The organism is Microbacterium sp. (genome assembly GCF_049661145.1).
Taxonomy (GTDB): Bacteria; Actinomycetota; Actinomycetes; order Actinomycetales; family Microbacteriaceae; genus Microbacterium.
Genome location: NZ_JBASZT010000212.1, coordinates 1 through 14,145, shown reverse-complemented (window position 1 = coordinate 14,145; position 14,145 = coordinate 1). Strand labels below are relative to the sequence as shown.

Annotated in this window: 17 protein-coding genes; 2 read left to right on the top strand and 15 right to left on the bottom strand. The window is 67.7% G+C overall.

Features of this window, described 5'->3' with window-relative positions; all coding sequences use genetic code 11:
• Window positions 1–168: 168 nt before the first annotated feature.
• The 6 genes from ccsB to WBP48_RS09070 all read right to left on the bottom strand — a co-directional run bounded on the left by ccsB (window position 169) and on the right by WBP48_RS09070 (window position 5,878).
• Window positions 169–1,275: a c-type cytochrome biogenesis protein CcsB gene (ccsB, locus tag WBP48_RS09095; protein ID WP_424439259.1), complete on the bottom strand. Its 1,107-nt coding sequence runs from the start codon at window positions 1,273–1,275 to the stop codon at window positions 169–171.
• Window positions 1,276–1,280: 5 nt separating this feature from the next.
• Window positions 1,281–3,119 carry a cytochrome c biogenesis protein ResB gene (gene resB, locus WBP48_RS09090; RefSeq protein ID WP_424439256.1) on the bottom strand — a complete coding sequence of 613 codons (1,839 nt, stop codon included), beginning with the start codon at window positions 3,117–3,119 and terminating at the stop codon, window positions 1,281–1,283.
• Window positions 3,100–3,795 carry a cytochrome c biogenesis CcdA family protein gene (locus WBP48_RS09085; RefSeq protein ID WP_424439262.1) on the bottom strand — a complete coding sequence of 232 codons (696 nt, stop codon included), beginning with the start codon at window positions 3,793–3,795 and terminating at the stop codon, window positions 3,100–3,102. The genes resB and WBP48_RS09085 overlap by 20 nt, the downstream gene beginning before the upstream one ends.
• Window positions 3,796–3,848: 53 nt before the next feature.
• On the bottom strand, window positions 3,849–4,529 hold the full coding sequence (locus tag WBP48_RS09080) for a TlpA family protein disulfide reductase (protein ID WP_424439253.1): 681 nt from the start codon (window positions 4,527–4,529) through the stop codon (window positions 3,849–3,851).
• Window positions 4,526–5,155: a histidine phosphatase family protein gene (locus WBP48_RS09075; RefSeq protein ID WP_424439250.1), complete on the bottom strand. Its 630-nt coding sequence runs from the start codon at window positions 5,153–5,155 to the stop codon at window positions 4,526–4,528. Before WBP48_RS09075 ends, WBP48_RS09080 begins: the two co-directional genes overlap by 4 nt.
• Before the next feature lie 63 nt (window positions 5,156–5,218).
• Window positions 5,219–5,878, bottom strand: a complete 660-nt coding sequence (locus WBP48_RS09070; RefSeq protein WP_424439247.1) for a DedA family protein — start codon at window positions 5,876–5,878, stop codon at window positions 5,219–5,221.
• Between the two features lie 250 nt (window positions 5,879–6,128).
• Here WBP48_RS09070 and aspS point away from each other — a divergent pair, with 250 nt between their 5' ends.
• Complete coding sequence (gene aspS / locus WBP48_RS09065) at window positions 6,129–7,472, top strand: aspartate--tRNA(Asn) ligase (RefSeq protein ID WP_424439244.1); 1,344 nt, start codon at window positions 6,129–6,131, stop codon at window positions 7,470–7,472.
• Between the two features lies 1 nt (window position 7,473).
• Here aspS and WBP48_RS09060 read toward each other — a convergent pair whose 3' ends face one another.
• Window positions 7,474–7,881: a glycine cleavage system protein H gene (locus tag WBP48_RS09060; RefSeq protein ID WP_424439241.1), complete on the bottom strand. Its 408-nt coding sequence runs from the start codon at window positions 7,879–7,881 to the stop codon at window positions 7,474–7,476.
• Window positions 7,882–7,900: 19 nt separating this feature from the next.
• Complete coding sequence (gene pruA, locus WBP48_RS09055) at window positions 7,901–9,535, bottom strand: L-glutamate gamma-semialdehyde dehydrogenase (RefSeq protein ID WP_424439238.1); 1,635 nt, start codon at window positions 9,533–9,535, stop codon at window positions 7,901–7,903.
• Window positions 9,536–9,794: 259 nt separating this feature from the next.
• Between pruA and WBP48_RS09050 the strand changes: the two genes are divergently transcribed.
• Window positions 9,795–10,445 (top strand): GntR family transcriptional regulator, encoded by a 651-nt coding sequence (locus WBP48_RS09050; protein ID WP_424439235.1) that lies wholly within the window; start codon window positions 9,795–9,797, stop codon window positions 10,443–10,445.
• A gap of 131 nt (window positions 10,446–10,576) precedes the next feature.
• Here the strand turns inward: WBP48_RS09050 and WBP48_RS09045 are convergent, their stop codons facing one another.
• The 7 genes from WBP48_RS09045 to WBP48_RS09015 all read right to left on the bottom strand — a co-directional run bounded on the left by WBP48_RS09045 (window position 10,577) and on the right by WBP48_RS09015 (window position 13,954).
• A complete protein-coding gene (locus tag WBP48_RS09045; protein WP_424439232.1) occupies window positions 10,577–11,617 on the bottom strand; it encodes an NADP-dependent oxidoreductase in 1,041 nt (346 codons plus the stop codon).
• Window positions 11,618–11,654: 37 nt separating this feature from the next.
• Window positions 11,655–12,191, bottom strand: a complete 537-nt coding sequence (locus WBP48_RS09040) for an acetoacetate decarboxylase family protein (RefSeq protein ID WP_424439229.1) — start codon at window positions 12,189–12,191, stop codon at window positions 11,655–11,657.
• 267 nt (window positions 12,192–12,458) lie between these two features.
• Complete coding sequence (locus WBP48_RS09035) at window positions 12,459–12,755, bottom strand: Dabb family protein (RefSeq protein WP_424439226.1); 297 nt, start codon at window positions 12,753–12,755, stop codon at window positions 12,459–12,461.
• Window positions 12,752–13,042: a glutaredoxin family protein gene (locus tag WBP48_RS09030; protein WP_424439223.1), complete on the bottom strand. Its 291-nt coding sequence runs from the start codon at window positions 13,040–13,042 to the stop codon at window positions 12,752–12,754. Before WBP48_RS09030 ends, WBP48_RS09035 begins: the two co-directional genes overlap by 4 nt.
• A gap of 140 nt (window positions 13,043–13,182) precedes the next feature.
• Entirely contained in the window at window positions 13,183–13,476 is a 294-nt protein-coding gene (locus WBP48_RS09025; RefSeq protein WP_424439220.1) for a rhodanese-like domain-containing protein, read from the bottom strand.
• 105 nt (window positions 13,477–13,581) lie between these two features.
• Window positions 13,582–13,680, bottom strand: coding sequence for a 30S ribosomal protein bS22 (locus tag WBP48_RS09020; RefSeq protein ID WP_003792170.1), 99 nt, complete (start codon window positions 13,678–13,680; stop codon window positions 13,582–13,584).
• Between the two features lie 82 nt (window positions 13,681–13,762).
• Window positions 13,763–13,954 (bottom strand): helix-turn-helix domain-containing protein, encoded by a 192-nt coding sequence (locus WBP48_RS09015; RefSeq protein ID WP_424439217.1) that lies wholly within the window; start codon window positions 13,952–13,954, stop codon window positions 13,763–13,765.
• Between the last annotated feature and the right edge of the window lie 191 nt (window positions 13,955–14,145).

The window sequence follows — 14,145 nt, the reverse complement described above, 5'->3', positions numbered from 1 at the left end:
CCCCGCCCCGGCCGCAAGAGAACAACCGGCCGCCGAGGGAACGGTTATCACCCGTTCTCTCGGCGCTGAGTTGTTCCCTCGGCGCTGAGGTGTTCTCTCGCGGGGAGGGGGCGCGGGCGGGGCGTGCGGGGGCGGGCGGCGGGGGGGCGGGCCGGGCGGGAGCGGGGGTCAGCTCAGGCCGCTGTAGGCGTGCAGACCCTTGAAGAACATGTTGACGATCGTGAAGTTGAACAGCACCGCCGAGAAGCCGATGATCGACAGCCATGCCGACCGCGTCCCGCGCCAGCCGCGCGTCGCGCGAGCGTGGATGTAGCCGGCGTACAGCACCCAGATGACGAAGGTCCACACTTCCTTCGTGTCGAAGCCCCAGTAGCGGCCCCACGCGTCGTTGGCCCAGATCGCGCCGGCGATGAGCGTGAACGTCCAGAAGATGAAACCGATGATCGCGAAGCGATAGGCGAGCGACTCCAGCGCATCCGCCGACGGCAGAGTTCGCAGGAACCGGGGTCCGCTTCGACGGGATGCCGGGGCCGCCGCATCGCTGCCGATGGCGGCGATCGCGAGGCGCTCGCGGTGCGCCTGCAGCAGTTGCAGCACGGACAGTGCGAACGCGAGAGCCAGGAAGGCCGTCGCGAGCGATGCGACGAAGACGTGGATGACGAGCCACACGCTCTTGAGCGGATCCATCAGCGGCACGACCGCCGTGTAGAACCAGATGACCGTTCCGCCCAGCAGCACCACCACGAGCCCGGTGATGAACGTCCCGAGGAAGCGCAGGTCGTAGCGGAAGAGCACGGCGAGATACACCGCGACGATGAGCATCGTGCCGGTGAGGGCGAACTCGTACATGTTCGACCACGGCACGCGCTCGGCCGCGATGCCACGGAGCACGTCCCCGCCGACGTGGAACAGGAAGCCGAGGACCGTCAGAGATGTGCCGATGCGCGCCCACAGGTAACGAGCGCGCCGACCGAGCGGCGCCTCCAGCTCGGCCTTGGCCGCGGCCTCCTGGGCGCGCACGTCGTCGATCGGCTGACCGTTCGCCGCGTCGACCGCGGCCCGCCCGGCGGAAGAACCGGTGCCGGAAGCGGATGTGGATGCTGCGCCGGCGGCCACGAGGACGCGCTGGCCGGCGGCATCCTTCTGCTTGATCGCGAGGTCGGAGCGACGGGCCAGATCGATCGCGTAGGCGACGAAGGCGAGCGCATAGATCGCGACCGCGGTCCAGACCAGCAGCCGGGAGACGTCGTCGAGGGAGAGACCTGCGTCGGGCATGAGCGTCAGTCTACGCGGGAGTGCGCGGGCGCGGCGGGGTCATCGGATGCACCGGAGACGGATGCCGCCACCCCTACCCCCGCCGCGTCCAATGCCGCGGCGTGGTCGCGCACGAGTTCGGCGACCGCGACGGCGATCGCGGGGTCCTCGCCGCGCGCGAGGCCGGCGTATTCCAGTTGCAGCGCGCGCTCCGCCGTCGACGTCTTCGCCGACGTCTTCACCGACGACTTCACCCACAGACGCCGGCGTGGAACGAACAGCGCGGCCAGCAGTCCCGCCAGGGCCAGCACGGCGAACGCGAGCACCCACGGCGCGCCGACGTCGCGGTGGATCGACAGCGACACGTACCGCTTGACGGGCTCGGTCGCACCGGCGGCCGTCTCGTCCTCGAAAGTGATCGTCCCGAGGTCACCCGGCAGGTCCACGGTCTGCCCGGGTTCGAGCTGGAGGGCTGGAGTGCCGCTGTCGGCGCCGGCGAGCTGTGTCATGTCGGTCGGGTCGAGCGTGAACACGGACCGGGGCGTGCCGTCGTCGATGCCGAGATCCCCGGCGTACACCCACAGCGTCATGAGCGGGTTCACAAGCGACGGGTAGGCGGAGGTGAAGATGCCGTCGTGGCCCTCGTACGCCGTCGGGTAGAAATACCCGATCATGCCGACCTGCTCGCTCAGCCCGTCCGGCACCTTGATGACCCCCTGCGAGGTCATGTTGGTACCCCGCGGCAGGAACTCCACCGAGTCGCGGAACACGACGTCGCCGTCGGGGTCTCGCACCGTGACGGTCGGCGCGTACCCATTCCCCATGAGGTATACGCGGTCGCCCGCCATGTCGATGGGGTGATTGACGCGGATCGTCTGCTGCTGCGGGTCCTGCCCCGGCGCGCGGGTCGTCACGTGCGCCGCGAAGTCACCCGCCTGGCCCTGCCCCGCCTCGCCCGCCGGCACATAGCTGACGTCGAAGCTGTCGAGAGCGATCGAATAGGGAGAGAGGCCGTCGGCATCCACGAACCGGCCCGGGTTGAACGAGGTGTATCCGAGGCCCAGCGAGTTGACGAAGCTGTCGCCCTGCACGAGCACGGTCTGGCCGGTGTAGGTGAGGCCGCCGCCGATTCCGACCGACAGCAGTACGCCGACGAGCGCGGCGTGAAACACGAGGTTGCCCGTCTCGCGCGCGTAGCCGCGTTCGGCGGAGACCGACTTCGTCGTCGCGGTGTCATAGCGCTCGACGCGATACCCCGCCTTGCGCAGGTGCGCCTGGGCGAGATCGACGGCGACGGATGCCGCGGCCACGGCATCCGTGTCGCGCATGCCCGACGGCAGCGTCCGCACGGTCTCGGCGTGGTCGTCCAGGCGCGACAGCCGCGCGGGCGTGCGCGGCGGGCGCGCGCGCAGCGCTGTGAAGTGGTGCTTCGTGCGCGGGATGACGCAGCCGATGAGCGAGATGAACAGCAGGATGTAGATCGCCGAGAACCACACCGAGGAGTAGACGTCGAACAGCTGCATCCCGTCGAGGACCGGGAACAGGTCGGGGTTGTCACGCTGGTACTGGATGACGCCGTTGGGGTCGGCGGAGCGCTGCGGCACGATCGACCCGGGGATCGCGGCGATCGCGAGCAGCAGCAGCAGCACGAGCGCCGTGCGCATGCTCGTCAGCTGCCGCCATCCCCAGCGCAGCCAGCCGACGAAGCCGAGCTTCGGCTGCACCGGGTCACCGCCGCCGCGAACGGGGGCCGGGGCGTCGGCATGGTCGGCGGGGCGCAGCGGGTCGGTGAGATCGGCGTCGGTGCCGCGGTCGTCACCGTGGACACGGGCGGGGGCCGCGGCGTCAGAGCGGGAGCTGGACACTGCCGATCACCCCCGTCAACTGCGACATGACGCTCGTCCACACACCCGTCACCATGAGCAGGCCGAGGATGATCAGCAGGATGCCGCCGGTGATGTTCACCCCGCGGATATGCCGCCGTAGGAATGCAACCGACCGGGTCGCCCAGCCGAACCCGACCGCCAGCAGCACGAACGGGATGCCGAGACCCAGCGAGTAGGCGACCGCCAGCACGACGGCGCGGGTCGGGTCCGCCTGCGTCAGCGAGATCGACAGGATCGCCGTGTAGGTGGGGCCGATGCACGGCGCCCAGCCGATGCCCATCGCGATCCCCAGCAGCGGCGCACCGACGAGCCCGAGGCCGGAGCGGACGTTCGGCTTGAGGGTGCGCTGGGCGAAGCCGAACACACCGAGGAAGACGAGCCCCATGACGATGACGACGACTCCCAGCACCCGCGTGATCAGTTCGTCGTACCGGATGAAGAAGCGGCCGACGGTTCCGGCCAGCACCCCCATCGCGACGAAGACGAGCGTGAACCCGGCGATGAACAGCAGGACGCCGAGCAGGAGCCGACCGCGGCCGCTCGCGAGCCGCGGAGATTCGCGCGGGCTGCGGACCGCCCCGCCGAGAAAGCCGAGGTACCCCGGCACGAGCGGCAGCACGCACGGCGACAGGAACGAGACGAGCCCCGCGAGCATCGCGATCGGGATCGCGAGCCACAGCGCACCGTCGAAGACGACCTCGCCGGCGCTCAAGTCTGCTCCGCCAGCACGGTCTTGACGACGGATCTGAGGATCGACTCGCTCTCGACCTGCCCGATGAAGCGCGCCGCGACCCGCCCCTGGGCGTCGAGCACGAGCGTGATCGGCACCGACTTCAGCGGCGTCCATGACGCGAACGCGAGCTTGAGATCCGCGTCGTCCACCGCCAGCAGTGACGGGTACGCGACACCGAACTTCTCGTTGAACGCGGTAGCCGTCTCTGGTCCGTCATAGATGTTGACGCCGAGGAACTCCGCCCCGCTGTCACGCAGCTTCTGATACGTCGACTCGAGCGTGGGCGCCTCGGCTCGGCACGGACCGCATCCGGCGTACCAGAAGTTCAGCACCAGCACCGTGTCGGCGTAGTCCGCACTCGAGATCGTCGAACCGTCGATGGCCGTTCCAGTGAACTCGACGGCGTCCCCGCGGTCGCCGGGCGCGATCTCCTGCACCGTGCCGTCACCCGAGATGTAGCCCTTGTCGCCGCCCGCGCGATACTGCTGGGCGAGGTCGTCGTTCGCGCCGGTGCAGGCGGTGAGCCCCCCGGTGAGCACCAGAGCGAGAACGAGCGCGAGGACGGATGCCGAAGCCTTGCGCGGCGTCTTTTCCGTGGCGCTGTCGCGCCGTCGGGGCGAGAAATCCTGCCCAGGGAGGCGAGACTTTCCGGTCATACCGCACCCACGTCCACGGCGCCGGCGGTGGAGGCCGGCTCGGCATACGCCACCTCACGCCAGCGGTCGCCGTCGCGCTCGAAGCTCGTGATGCTCGACAACGCGCATCGGCGTGCGCGGGGGTCGTGCTTCAAGGGTTCACCCGCCACGGCCAGGTGCGTCACCCAGATGGGCAGCTGGTGCGAGACGATGACGACGTCCCCAGAGGCGGCGGCATCCCACGCGTCGCGCATCGCGGCATCCATCCTCGCGACGATCTGGACATACGGCTCTCCCCAGCTCGGCACCGAGGGATGCAGCAGGTAGCGCCAGTTCATCGGGTTGAGAACGGCGCGTTTCATGCGCTTGCCCTCGAAGACGTTGGTGGGCTCGATGACGCGCTCGTCGATCACCGGTTCCAGGCCGAAGGCAGCCGTGAACGGCTCCGCCGACTCGCGCGTGCGGCGGAGCGGCGACGCGTATAACGCCGTCACCGAGCGGTCGAGGCTCGCGACATGGTCCGCGGCCTTCTGCGCCATCGCGCGGCCGTCATCGCTGAGCCGGAAGTGCGGAAGCCGCCCATACAGCACGCGCTGCGGGTTGAAAACCTCGCCGTGGCGCACGAGGTGGAGGCGGTCGGCGGGCACCCGCCAATTCTACGTGGGCGAAGGCTTTGGCCGGGCTGGGAGCAGGCCCAGGCCGTCACGCCGCTATGCCGGGTCGGCGTCCGGGCCGCGCCGCCCGCGCAGCTGGCGCACGCGGGCGACGACGAACCAGGTCACGGCGGCGAGAGTGCCGACGATCACGACGTACTGCAGCACGTCGGCGTAGGTCTCCACGACGTGCCACGAGTCACCGAGCAGGTACCCGGCGAGGACGAAGGTCGTGTTCCAGACGAGGGAGCCGGCGAACGTCAGGATGCCGAACCGCCACATCGGCATGCGTGTGACGCCCGCCGGGATGGAGATGAGGCTGCGGAAGATCGGGATCATCCGCCCGAAGAACACGGCCTTGCCGCCGTGGCGGGAGAACCACGCGACCGTGCGATCGACGTCCTCGACGTGGAGCAGCGGCATCCGCTTCACGAGCGCACGCAGGCGAGACAGGCCGAGCCATGCGCCGATGCCGTAGAGAAGGAACGCGCCGACGATGGAACCGGCCGTGGTCCATGCGAGCGCCTCGACGATCGTGAACGAGCCGCGCGCAGCCGCGAAGCCGGCCATCGGCAGGATCACCTCGCTCGGCAGCGGCGGGAACAGGTTCTCGAGGGCGATCGCGATGCCCGCGCCGGGAGCGCCGATGAGGTCCATGAGTCCGACGACGACGTCGACGATCGCGGTGAGCCAGGAGCCGTCGGATGCCGGGGTCATGACCGCGACCATACGCACGCTGCGTTACGGGAACCTGTATAGAGCCTCACAAAGTCAGGCGCTGACGTCCCGGCGCAGCCGTGACTCGACCCGAGTCGGGGGCGCCGGAGCGATCCGTTCCGAAAGCAGGCTGAATCGACCGAACCGGTCGCTTGGCAGGGCTTGAGATGCCATTCAGCCTGCTTTTGGAACGGGGGCGGGGGGTGGCAGACCGAAGGCGCTGGGCGCCAACCACGTAGACTGGACCCTCGTGAGTGAACGCACCCTCGTCAGCCAGTTGCAGTCCCGCGAAGACGGGCCCGTCCGGGTCTCCGGCTGGGTCGAAACCGTCCGCGATCAGAAGAAAGTGCAGTTCGTCATCCTGCGCGACGAGACCGGCGCCGTGCAGCTCGTGAACCCGGCGACCCGTGAGATCGACGAGAACGCGGATGCCGCGGCATCCGCCGCCCTCGCGCTCACCGAGACGATCTCCGAGCTGTCCACCGGTACCTTCCTCACGGTGACGGGCGCCCTCAAGCACGACGAGCGGGTCAAGCTCGGCGGCGTCGAGATCAAGGTCGCCGCGCTCGAGATCGCGGCATCCGCTCTGCCCGAGACCCCGATCGCCCCCGACAGCGGCCTCGACAAACGCATGGACTGGCGCTTCATCGACCTGCGCCAGCGCCGCAACAACCTCATCTTCCGCGTGCAGACGACCCTCGAGCACGCGATGCGCACGTACTGGATCGAGCGCGACTACATCGAGATCCACACCCCCAAGCTGATGGCGAGCCCGTCCGAGTCGCGCGCCGAGCTGTTCGAGGTGCCCTACTTCGAGGAGAAGACGGCCTACCTCGCGCAGAGCCCGCAGCACTTCAAGCAGATGGCGCAGGCGGCCGGCTTCGGCAAGGTGTTCGAGATCGCCGACGCGTTCCGCGCCGACCCGAGCTTCACGAGCCGCCACGCGACGGAGTTCACGAGCGTGGATGCCGAGATCAGCTGGATCGACTCCCACGAAGACGTCGCGACGATGCAGGAAGAGCTGCTGCACTACGCGCTCGCCGCCGTGCGCGACAAGCACGGCGACGAGATCGCCGAGCTGTTCGGCATCGACGTCGTCGTGCCGACGCTTCCGTTCCCGCGCATCCCGCTCGCCGAGGCCCGCGACATCGTCGCCCAGACCGGCTACGTCAACCCGCGCACCGACGGCGACCTCGACCCCGAGTCCGAGCGCCGGGTCAGCGCGCACGTGCGCGAGACCTTCGGGCATCAGTTCGTGTTCGTGACCGACTACGACGCCGGCATCCGCCCGTTTTATCACATGCGCGACCCCGAGACCGGGCTCACGAAGTCCTACGACCTGCTGTTCCAGGGCGTCGAGATCACGACCGGTGCCCAGCGCGAGCACCGCGTCGAGGTGCTCGAGGCGCAGGCGCTGGAGAAGGGGCTCGAGCTGGAGGGTCTGGCGCACTACCTCGACTTCTTCCGCTACGGCGTGCCGCCGCACGGCGGGTTCGGCATGGGCCTTGCGCGCGTGCTCATGCTGCTGCTCGGGCAGGAATCGATCCGCGAGGTCACGTTCCTGTTCCGCGGGCCGACGCGCCTCGCGCCGTAGTTCAACCGTCCGCCGGCGCGTCCCCTCCCGGGCCGGGCGGCCGCGGCAGCGCCATGTAGGTGGCGCGGCCGAGCAGGCCGGCCGGCGGCGAGTCGAACCGGATGAGCGTCAGCCACCCGAATCCGAACGGCTCGCTCGTGACGTACGCGGGATGCTCGATGACGGGATCGTTGATCCGCACGACGACGCCGTCCACCGGCGAGGCGAGGTCGAACACTGACTTGACCGACTCGACGCTTCCCATCGGACCACCCGCCTGCACGCGGGTTCCCGGCGGCGGCAGCTCGACGAAGACGATGTCGCCGGTCGCTCCCGCACCGACGTGGGTGACGCCGACGCGCACGAGGTCGCCCTCGACGCGCACCCACAGGTGCTTGTCGGTGTAGCCGAGCGTGTCGAGGTAGCCCACGACCGGATGCCGTGCGGGACTACTCGGCGGCCTGGTGCGGGTACGCGGAGACGGTGGGTGCGGCGAGCGTCTCCTTGATGGAGCGGGGGCTCGTCCACCGCAGCAGGTTGTGCGGCGCGCCCGCCTTGTCGTTGGTGCCACTGGCGCGGCCGCCGCCGAACGGCTGCTGACCCACGACCGCACCCGTCGACTTGTCGTTGACATAGAAGTTGCCTGCGGCGAAGCGGAGCGCATCGCTCGAAGCCTCGATGACGCGGCGGTCACGAGCGAACACCGAACCGGTCAGGCCGTACGGCGACGACGTGTCAGCCAGGGACAGGATGCTGTCGTAGTCGGCATCCTCGAACACGTGCACGCCGAGGATCGGACCGAAGTACTCCGTCGTGAACAGCTCGTCGGTGGGGTCCTCGCTGAGCGCGACCGTCGGGCGGACGAACCAGCCCACGCTGTCGTCGGTGGTGCCACCGGCGACGACCTGCACACCCGGCGCGCTCTTGGCGCGGGCGATCGCCGCCTCTTGCTTGCGGAACGACCGCTCGTCGATGACGGCGCCGAGGTAGTTCGAGAAGTCACGCGGGTCGCCCTGCTTGAGCGCATCGACCTCGGCGACGAAGTCGTCGCCCATCTTCTCCCACACCGACCGCGCGATGTACGCACGAGAGGATGCCGAGCACTTCTGACCCGCGTAGTCGAACGAGCCGCGCACGAGCGCCGTGCGGAGCGTTTCGGGGTCGGCGGAGGGGTGCGCGATGACGAAGTCCTTGCCGCCGGTCTCACCGACCAGCCGCGGGTACGACGCGTAGCCGGAGATGTTCTCACCGACGGTGCGCCACAGCGACTGGAACGTCGCGGTCGAGCCGGTGAAGTGGATGCCGGCCAGACCCGGGTCGGTCAACACGGCATCCGACACCTCTTTGCCGTGGCCGGGGAGCATGTTGATGACGCCTTCGGGCAGGCCCGCCTCGATGAGGATCTCCATGAAGATCGTGGCCGCGAGCTGCTGCGTCGGCGACGGCTTCCAGATGACGCAGTTGCCCATCAGTGCGGGAGCCGTCGGCAGGTTCCCGGCGATCGCAGTGAAGTTGAACGGCGTGATCGCGTAGACGAAGCCTTCCAACGGCCGGTAGTCGAGTCGGTTCCAGACGCCGCGGCTGTTGGTCACCGGCTGCATCGCGAGGATGTCACGAGCGTAGGCGGCGTTGAACCGCAAGAAGTCCGCGAGTTCGCAGGCGCTGTCGATCTCCGCCTGGTAGGCGGACTTGCCCTGACCGAGCATCGTCGCCGCGTTCATCGTCGCGCGGTACTTGCCCGTGATCAGATCCGCCGTGCGCAGGAACACCGCCGCCCGCTCGTCGAAAGACAACGCACGCCAGCTCGCGGCGGCATCCTTCGTCGCCGCGACCGCCTTCTCACCCTCCGCCGCGAGCGACCCGCGGATCACACCGAGGGTCTCGGCGTGCGCGTGAGGCTGGGAGACCCGGATCTCCGGGCCCGTCCCCTCGACCCATTCGCCGCCGATGTACGCCGTGAACTCGCGCTGCTCGCCGGCGAGGGCAGCCAACTGCTCCTTGAGCGCCACGCGCTCGGGCGAACCCGGCGCGTAATCGTAGACCGGCTCGTTGACCGGAGCGGGGGGAGCGGTGATGGCGTCCAAGGGGGGTCCTTTCGAGGGAGGTTCACATCAAGCTGTAGCGACTACCCGGGAGCGCGCGATGCGCGGAATTCGATGAGGTCACGCAGTCCTGGATACAGATCAGTATACAGCCATTTCGCCTGGCAGTCCGCCTGCCGTGCACCAATCCCCTGCGCGGGCCCGTTCGCCATCATCCCGGCGAGCGAGGCAGCCTGACGAGTGCGAGTCTCGCAGGGACCGCCGACTGTATACACTCTTACCAGCGTCGGAAGGGGCAGCAGTGACACTTACCGTCGGCGACGAGAACACAGCCGACATGGTGCACGCGCGCTTGCGTGATGCGATCCTCAGCGGAAAGTACCGACCCAACCAACGCCTGATCGAGGTTGACCTCGCAAATGAGATTGGCGTTAGCCGCACCCCTGTGCGCGAAGCGTTGCTTCGTCTTCGCCACGACGGGCTCGTTGGTCAGCGCAAGGGCTGGATTGTGCGAGACCTGGACTCCCGAGAAGTCCTCGACTACCTCGAAGCACGCGCTGCCCTCGAGGGCGTGACTGCGGGGTTGGCCGCGAAGCGCATCACTCGCGAAGAGCTTGATCAGCTGCACGCCCTTGTCCATCAAATGGAGACGAGCGACCTCAACCAACGTGAGTACAGCGCGCTCAATAGTCGCTTTCATGCACTCATCACCTCGGCCGGCGGCAACAAAGTGCTCAGCGCTCTTGCTCGCAACACCGACATCAACTACTGGACCTTCTCCACACCGATCGTCTTCTCCGCTGCCGAGGACCATCGAGTCGATCGCGATCACCGCGAACTCGTCGCGGCATTGGAGGCAGGGGATGCCGAGCTCGCCGCACGGCTGGCGCGCGAACACGTCAACGCGACCGCCTCGATTCTCGCGAGGGCACTCGGCCTGGCGTCGCACTGACCTCAGCGCCCGGCCCGATGCCTGAATCTTGTCCTGAGACACTGCAACCGGGCCACCACGCGCCGCCACGTCCTGATTGTGCCCCAATACGAAAGCGTGCCTCGCGAACAACAACGCGGTGGACTCAGCCCTCAGACTCGCACCAACGACTTACCGACGCTGCAGCCAGTAAGCGTACTGATCAAGGCAGACGGCGCGGCCTCAACCCCCTCAAATATCGTCTCACGCGCCTTAAGTCGCCCCGTCGCGATCCAGTCCCCAATGATGCGCTCGATTCGAGGCGCCTCGGCGACGTGATCGGAGTACATCAGTCCGCGGATGACAAGGCGTTTCGAGTGCACGTACCTGAAGTTGTTTGAGGCGTGTGGTGGCTCACCGTTGTACGACGATATGAAACCCACGGCAGTGATCCTGCCGAAGTCGTTCATGCACTCGTACGCCGCATGCAGTTGTTCGTTGCCGACATTGTCAATGTAGACGTCGATACCCTCCGGGGCGCGCGCTCGCAGGTTCTCAAGCACGTCGCCACGACGATAGTTGAACGCGGCGTCGAATCCCAGATCGTTCTCCAGAAGCTCGACCTTCTCATCGCTGCCCGCGCTTCCTATCACTCGACCAGCCCCGAGCAGCCTCGCGGCCTGGCCGACGATCGAGCCGACGGCGCCCGCAGCCGCCGACACGAAGAGTGTTTCGCCGGGCTTGAGTTCGCACATCTCGATCGCCCGGTAAGCGGTGGTGCCGGGCATACCTAGAGCGCCAACGTAGTGAGACAGGGCGACTCGAAGAAACGGCCGGATCACCTCTACCGAGTAGTTGAGCGCCGCCGTTTCACTCGAAATCTCGGGCCCCTCAGGAGCGATCAGGGCGAGGTCTCTCCAGCCCAGCGGGTGTCGCACAACGGCGCCGACAGGATACGACTCGTTGCGTGACTGCACGACGCTTCCAATGGCCGTACCAGTGATCGCGGCGCCTACGGAGTAGCTCCACGCAGACACACCCTCGTTGAGACGTGAGCGAATGTAGGGGTCGATCGAGAGGTACTCGTTCCTGACCAGGAACGCCCCAGGGGTGAGATCTGGCAAGTTCACCGAAACGATGGCAAAGTCGCTGGGCTCTGGAAGACGGTTTGCCGGCCGCCGGACGAGCGCGACCTGGGTCGATGCCGCGTTCACGGTCTGAGTATCTTCCGCATTGGCCTCCCAGGCAGGCTCATACGAGCTTCCTGACGACCTTTGGCACGCCGTTCTCGGGCGTCGACCGGTAGTCACCGATTCGAAGCTCGGCCCCGAGCACCTCCTTGATCTCGAAGCCACCGCCATCGAGGATTCGGTTCGTGAGGTCGAGCCGTCCGATCTCGACCTCGGCCCGCCCAACGAACCGCTGTTTGGCCACGTAGTCCACTGACGGGTCCCGAGAGACAACCTCGAGCAGGGAAAAGCCCGGCCCCGCCAGCTGCGTGGCGAAGCGCGTCTGCAACTGCGGGTAAAGCTGTACGTCTGCCCAGGCGCCGTCATCGACCGTGTCACAGAACGTGACGTCCACCGAGAAGACGTTCGTTTCGTAATCCCAGACCCGCGCTCGCACGCCCTTTTCGGTCTGGATCATGTCGCACTTTGCGTACGCCTTGGGGTAGCCCCACGCTTCCCGACCCATGGAGACAGACAGGTGGTTGTCTTCATACTCGTAGAAGAACGTGCCACCCATCTGGCCTTCGAACGAGACTGGCAAGACCACGGCAGCATCCATCCATCCGGCGCCAGCTCGAAAGTCACCCACTCCGAGCACAAAGACGCGCCGAGCGACTTCTCGCGGCCATCGAACGAGCCGGACGGGGCGAGCACGAAGCACACGAGTTGACCGAGGAGTGAGCCGTCGGCGTGCCTTCGACCCGAACGGGTGGGAGGACTACACCGACACCCACACCGTCGTCCTGCAAGCCCGGACCACCACTGACCACCCGCCAGGACGTGTGCAACGCCGGTCGCGAACGCGGAGCGCGGGCGGGACGCCGGATCAGAGCTCGAAGTCGACCGCCGCGCGATCGGAGACGACCGAGCGGACGTAACCCACGACCGCCAGGTGGGCCGGGTGAGTCTGATACTCGTCGAGCGCGGCAGCGTCGGCGAAGTCGGCCACCAGAGCGACGTCCCAGTTGGCACCGCCGACGACGTCCGGGCCGACCGAGATGTCGATGATCGACGGCACGACGCCGCGCAGCGCCGAAAGGTCGTCCGCGATCTTCTGCGCCTGCGCGGTGCGCTCGCCGGCATCCTGCGTCTTGAGTTTCCACGCGACGACGTGACGGATCATGCGGTTTCCTTTCCAGCGGACGCAGCGGATGCCGATGCAACCGTTGCCGTGAGCGCGTCGCGCAGTCGGTCGGCCGAGAGCCGCCAGTGCGCGTGCAGGCGGTCGTCGATCAGGACGACCGGGATCTTCTCCCACCATTGCTCGTACAGTGCCGGGTCGTCGAGGATCGACAGTTCCTCGACCTCGACGGCGTCCTCGGGCAACTCGGCGACGACGACATCGACGACCTCGCGGGCCACATCGCACAGATGGCAGTCGGGCTTGGAGACGAGCGTGAGAGTCGTCACGGTGTCAGCCTTTCAGGGGCGCTGCCGCGCCGTGGGGCACGAAAGCCTGGCTCATGTCGCGAGACCTTCGAGTCAGCTTTTCAGTGGCGCTGCCGCGCCGTGGGGCATGAAAGCCTGGCTCATGTCGCGAGACCTTCGAGTCAGTGCTCGACGGGGTATCCGGCGGCGACCCACTCGTTGGTCCCACCGACGACGTTCGTCACCTCGTGACCGCGCGCTTCCAGAGCCTCGCCGACACGCGCCGACCGGCCACCGATGGCGCAGATGACGTCGAACGCGCCACCGGGCAACTCATCGAGGTGTTCGCCGATGGTCGACATCGGCAGGTTCACAGCGCCGGGGACGTGACCGGCGGCGAACTCATCGGGCTCACGCACATCGATGAGCGGAATGCCCTGCCGCTCGCGCAGCTGCTGGACCGTGATGGACTCCATGGCGGATCTCCTTCGGACAGGCCTCGTACGCGTTCACTCCGGGAGTGGACACGTCGGCGATGAACACGAAGCGCCCCTCGAGGGGGCGCTCGGTGCGACGGCCGCTTACTTCTTGTTGCGGCGCTGGTGGCGAGTCTTGCGAAGCAGCTTGCGGTGCTTCTTCTTCGCCATGCGCTTGCGGCGCTTCTTGATGACAGAACCCACGGAAAACCTCACTATGTCAGGGGTCTGGACGCGGGTGGCCGCGTCCGGGATCGGGCATCACGAAAAATGCCCACGGAACAGTCTAGCCGACGTCGGCGGCAGGCCGCTGCATGGCCTCTGTGACGGCGCTCTCCGCGACGCGGTAGCTGCGTCCGAAGCGCACGGCGGGCAACTCCCCCGCGTGCACCAGACGGTAGACGGTCATCTTCGACACGCGCATGACCTCCGCCACCTCGGCGACCGTCATAAAGCGCACGTCAGACAGTTCCGGCATCGGCACCTCCCCCAGAAGATTCGACAATGCTCAGGCTCCACACTAGGTGGCCGATGCGACACCTGTAAACCGCAGCGACGGCTGTGACGCGTTCGGTATCACGCGCCTACGGCCGCTCGGACACGCGCGACAGCCGCTCACGCGCCTCGCGCGCGGCCTGCCGCTCACCACGGCGGGCCTCACGCAGCGCC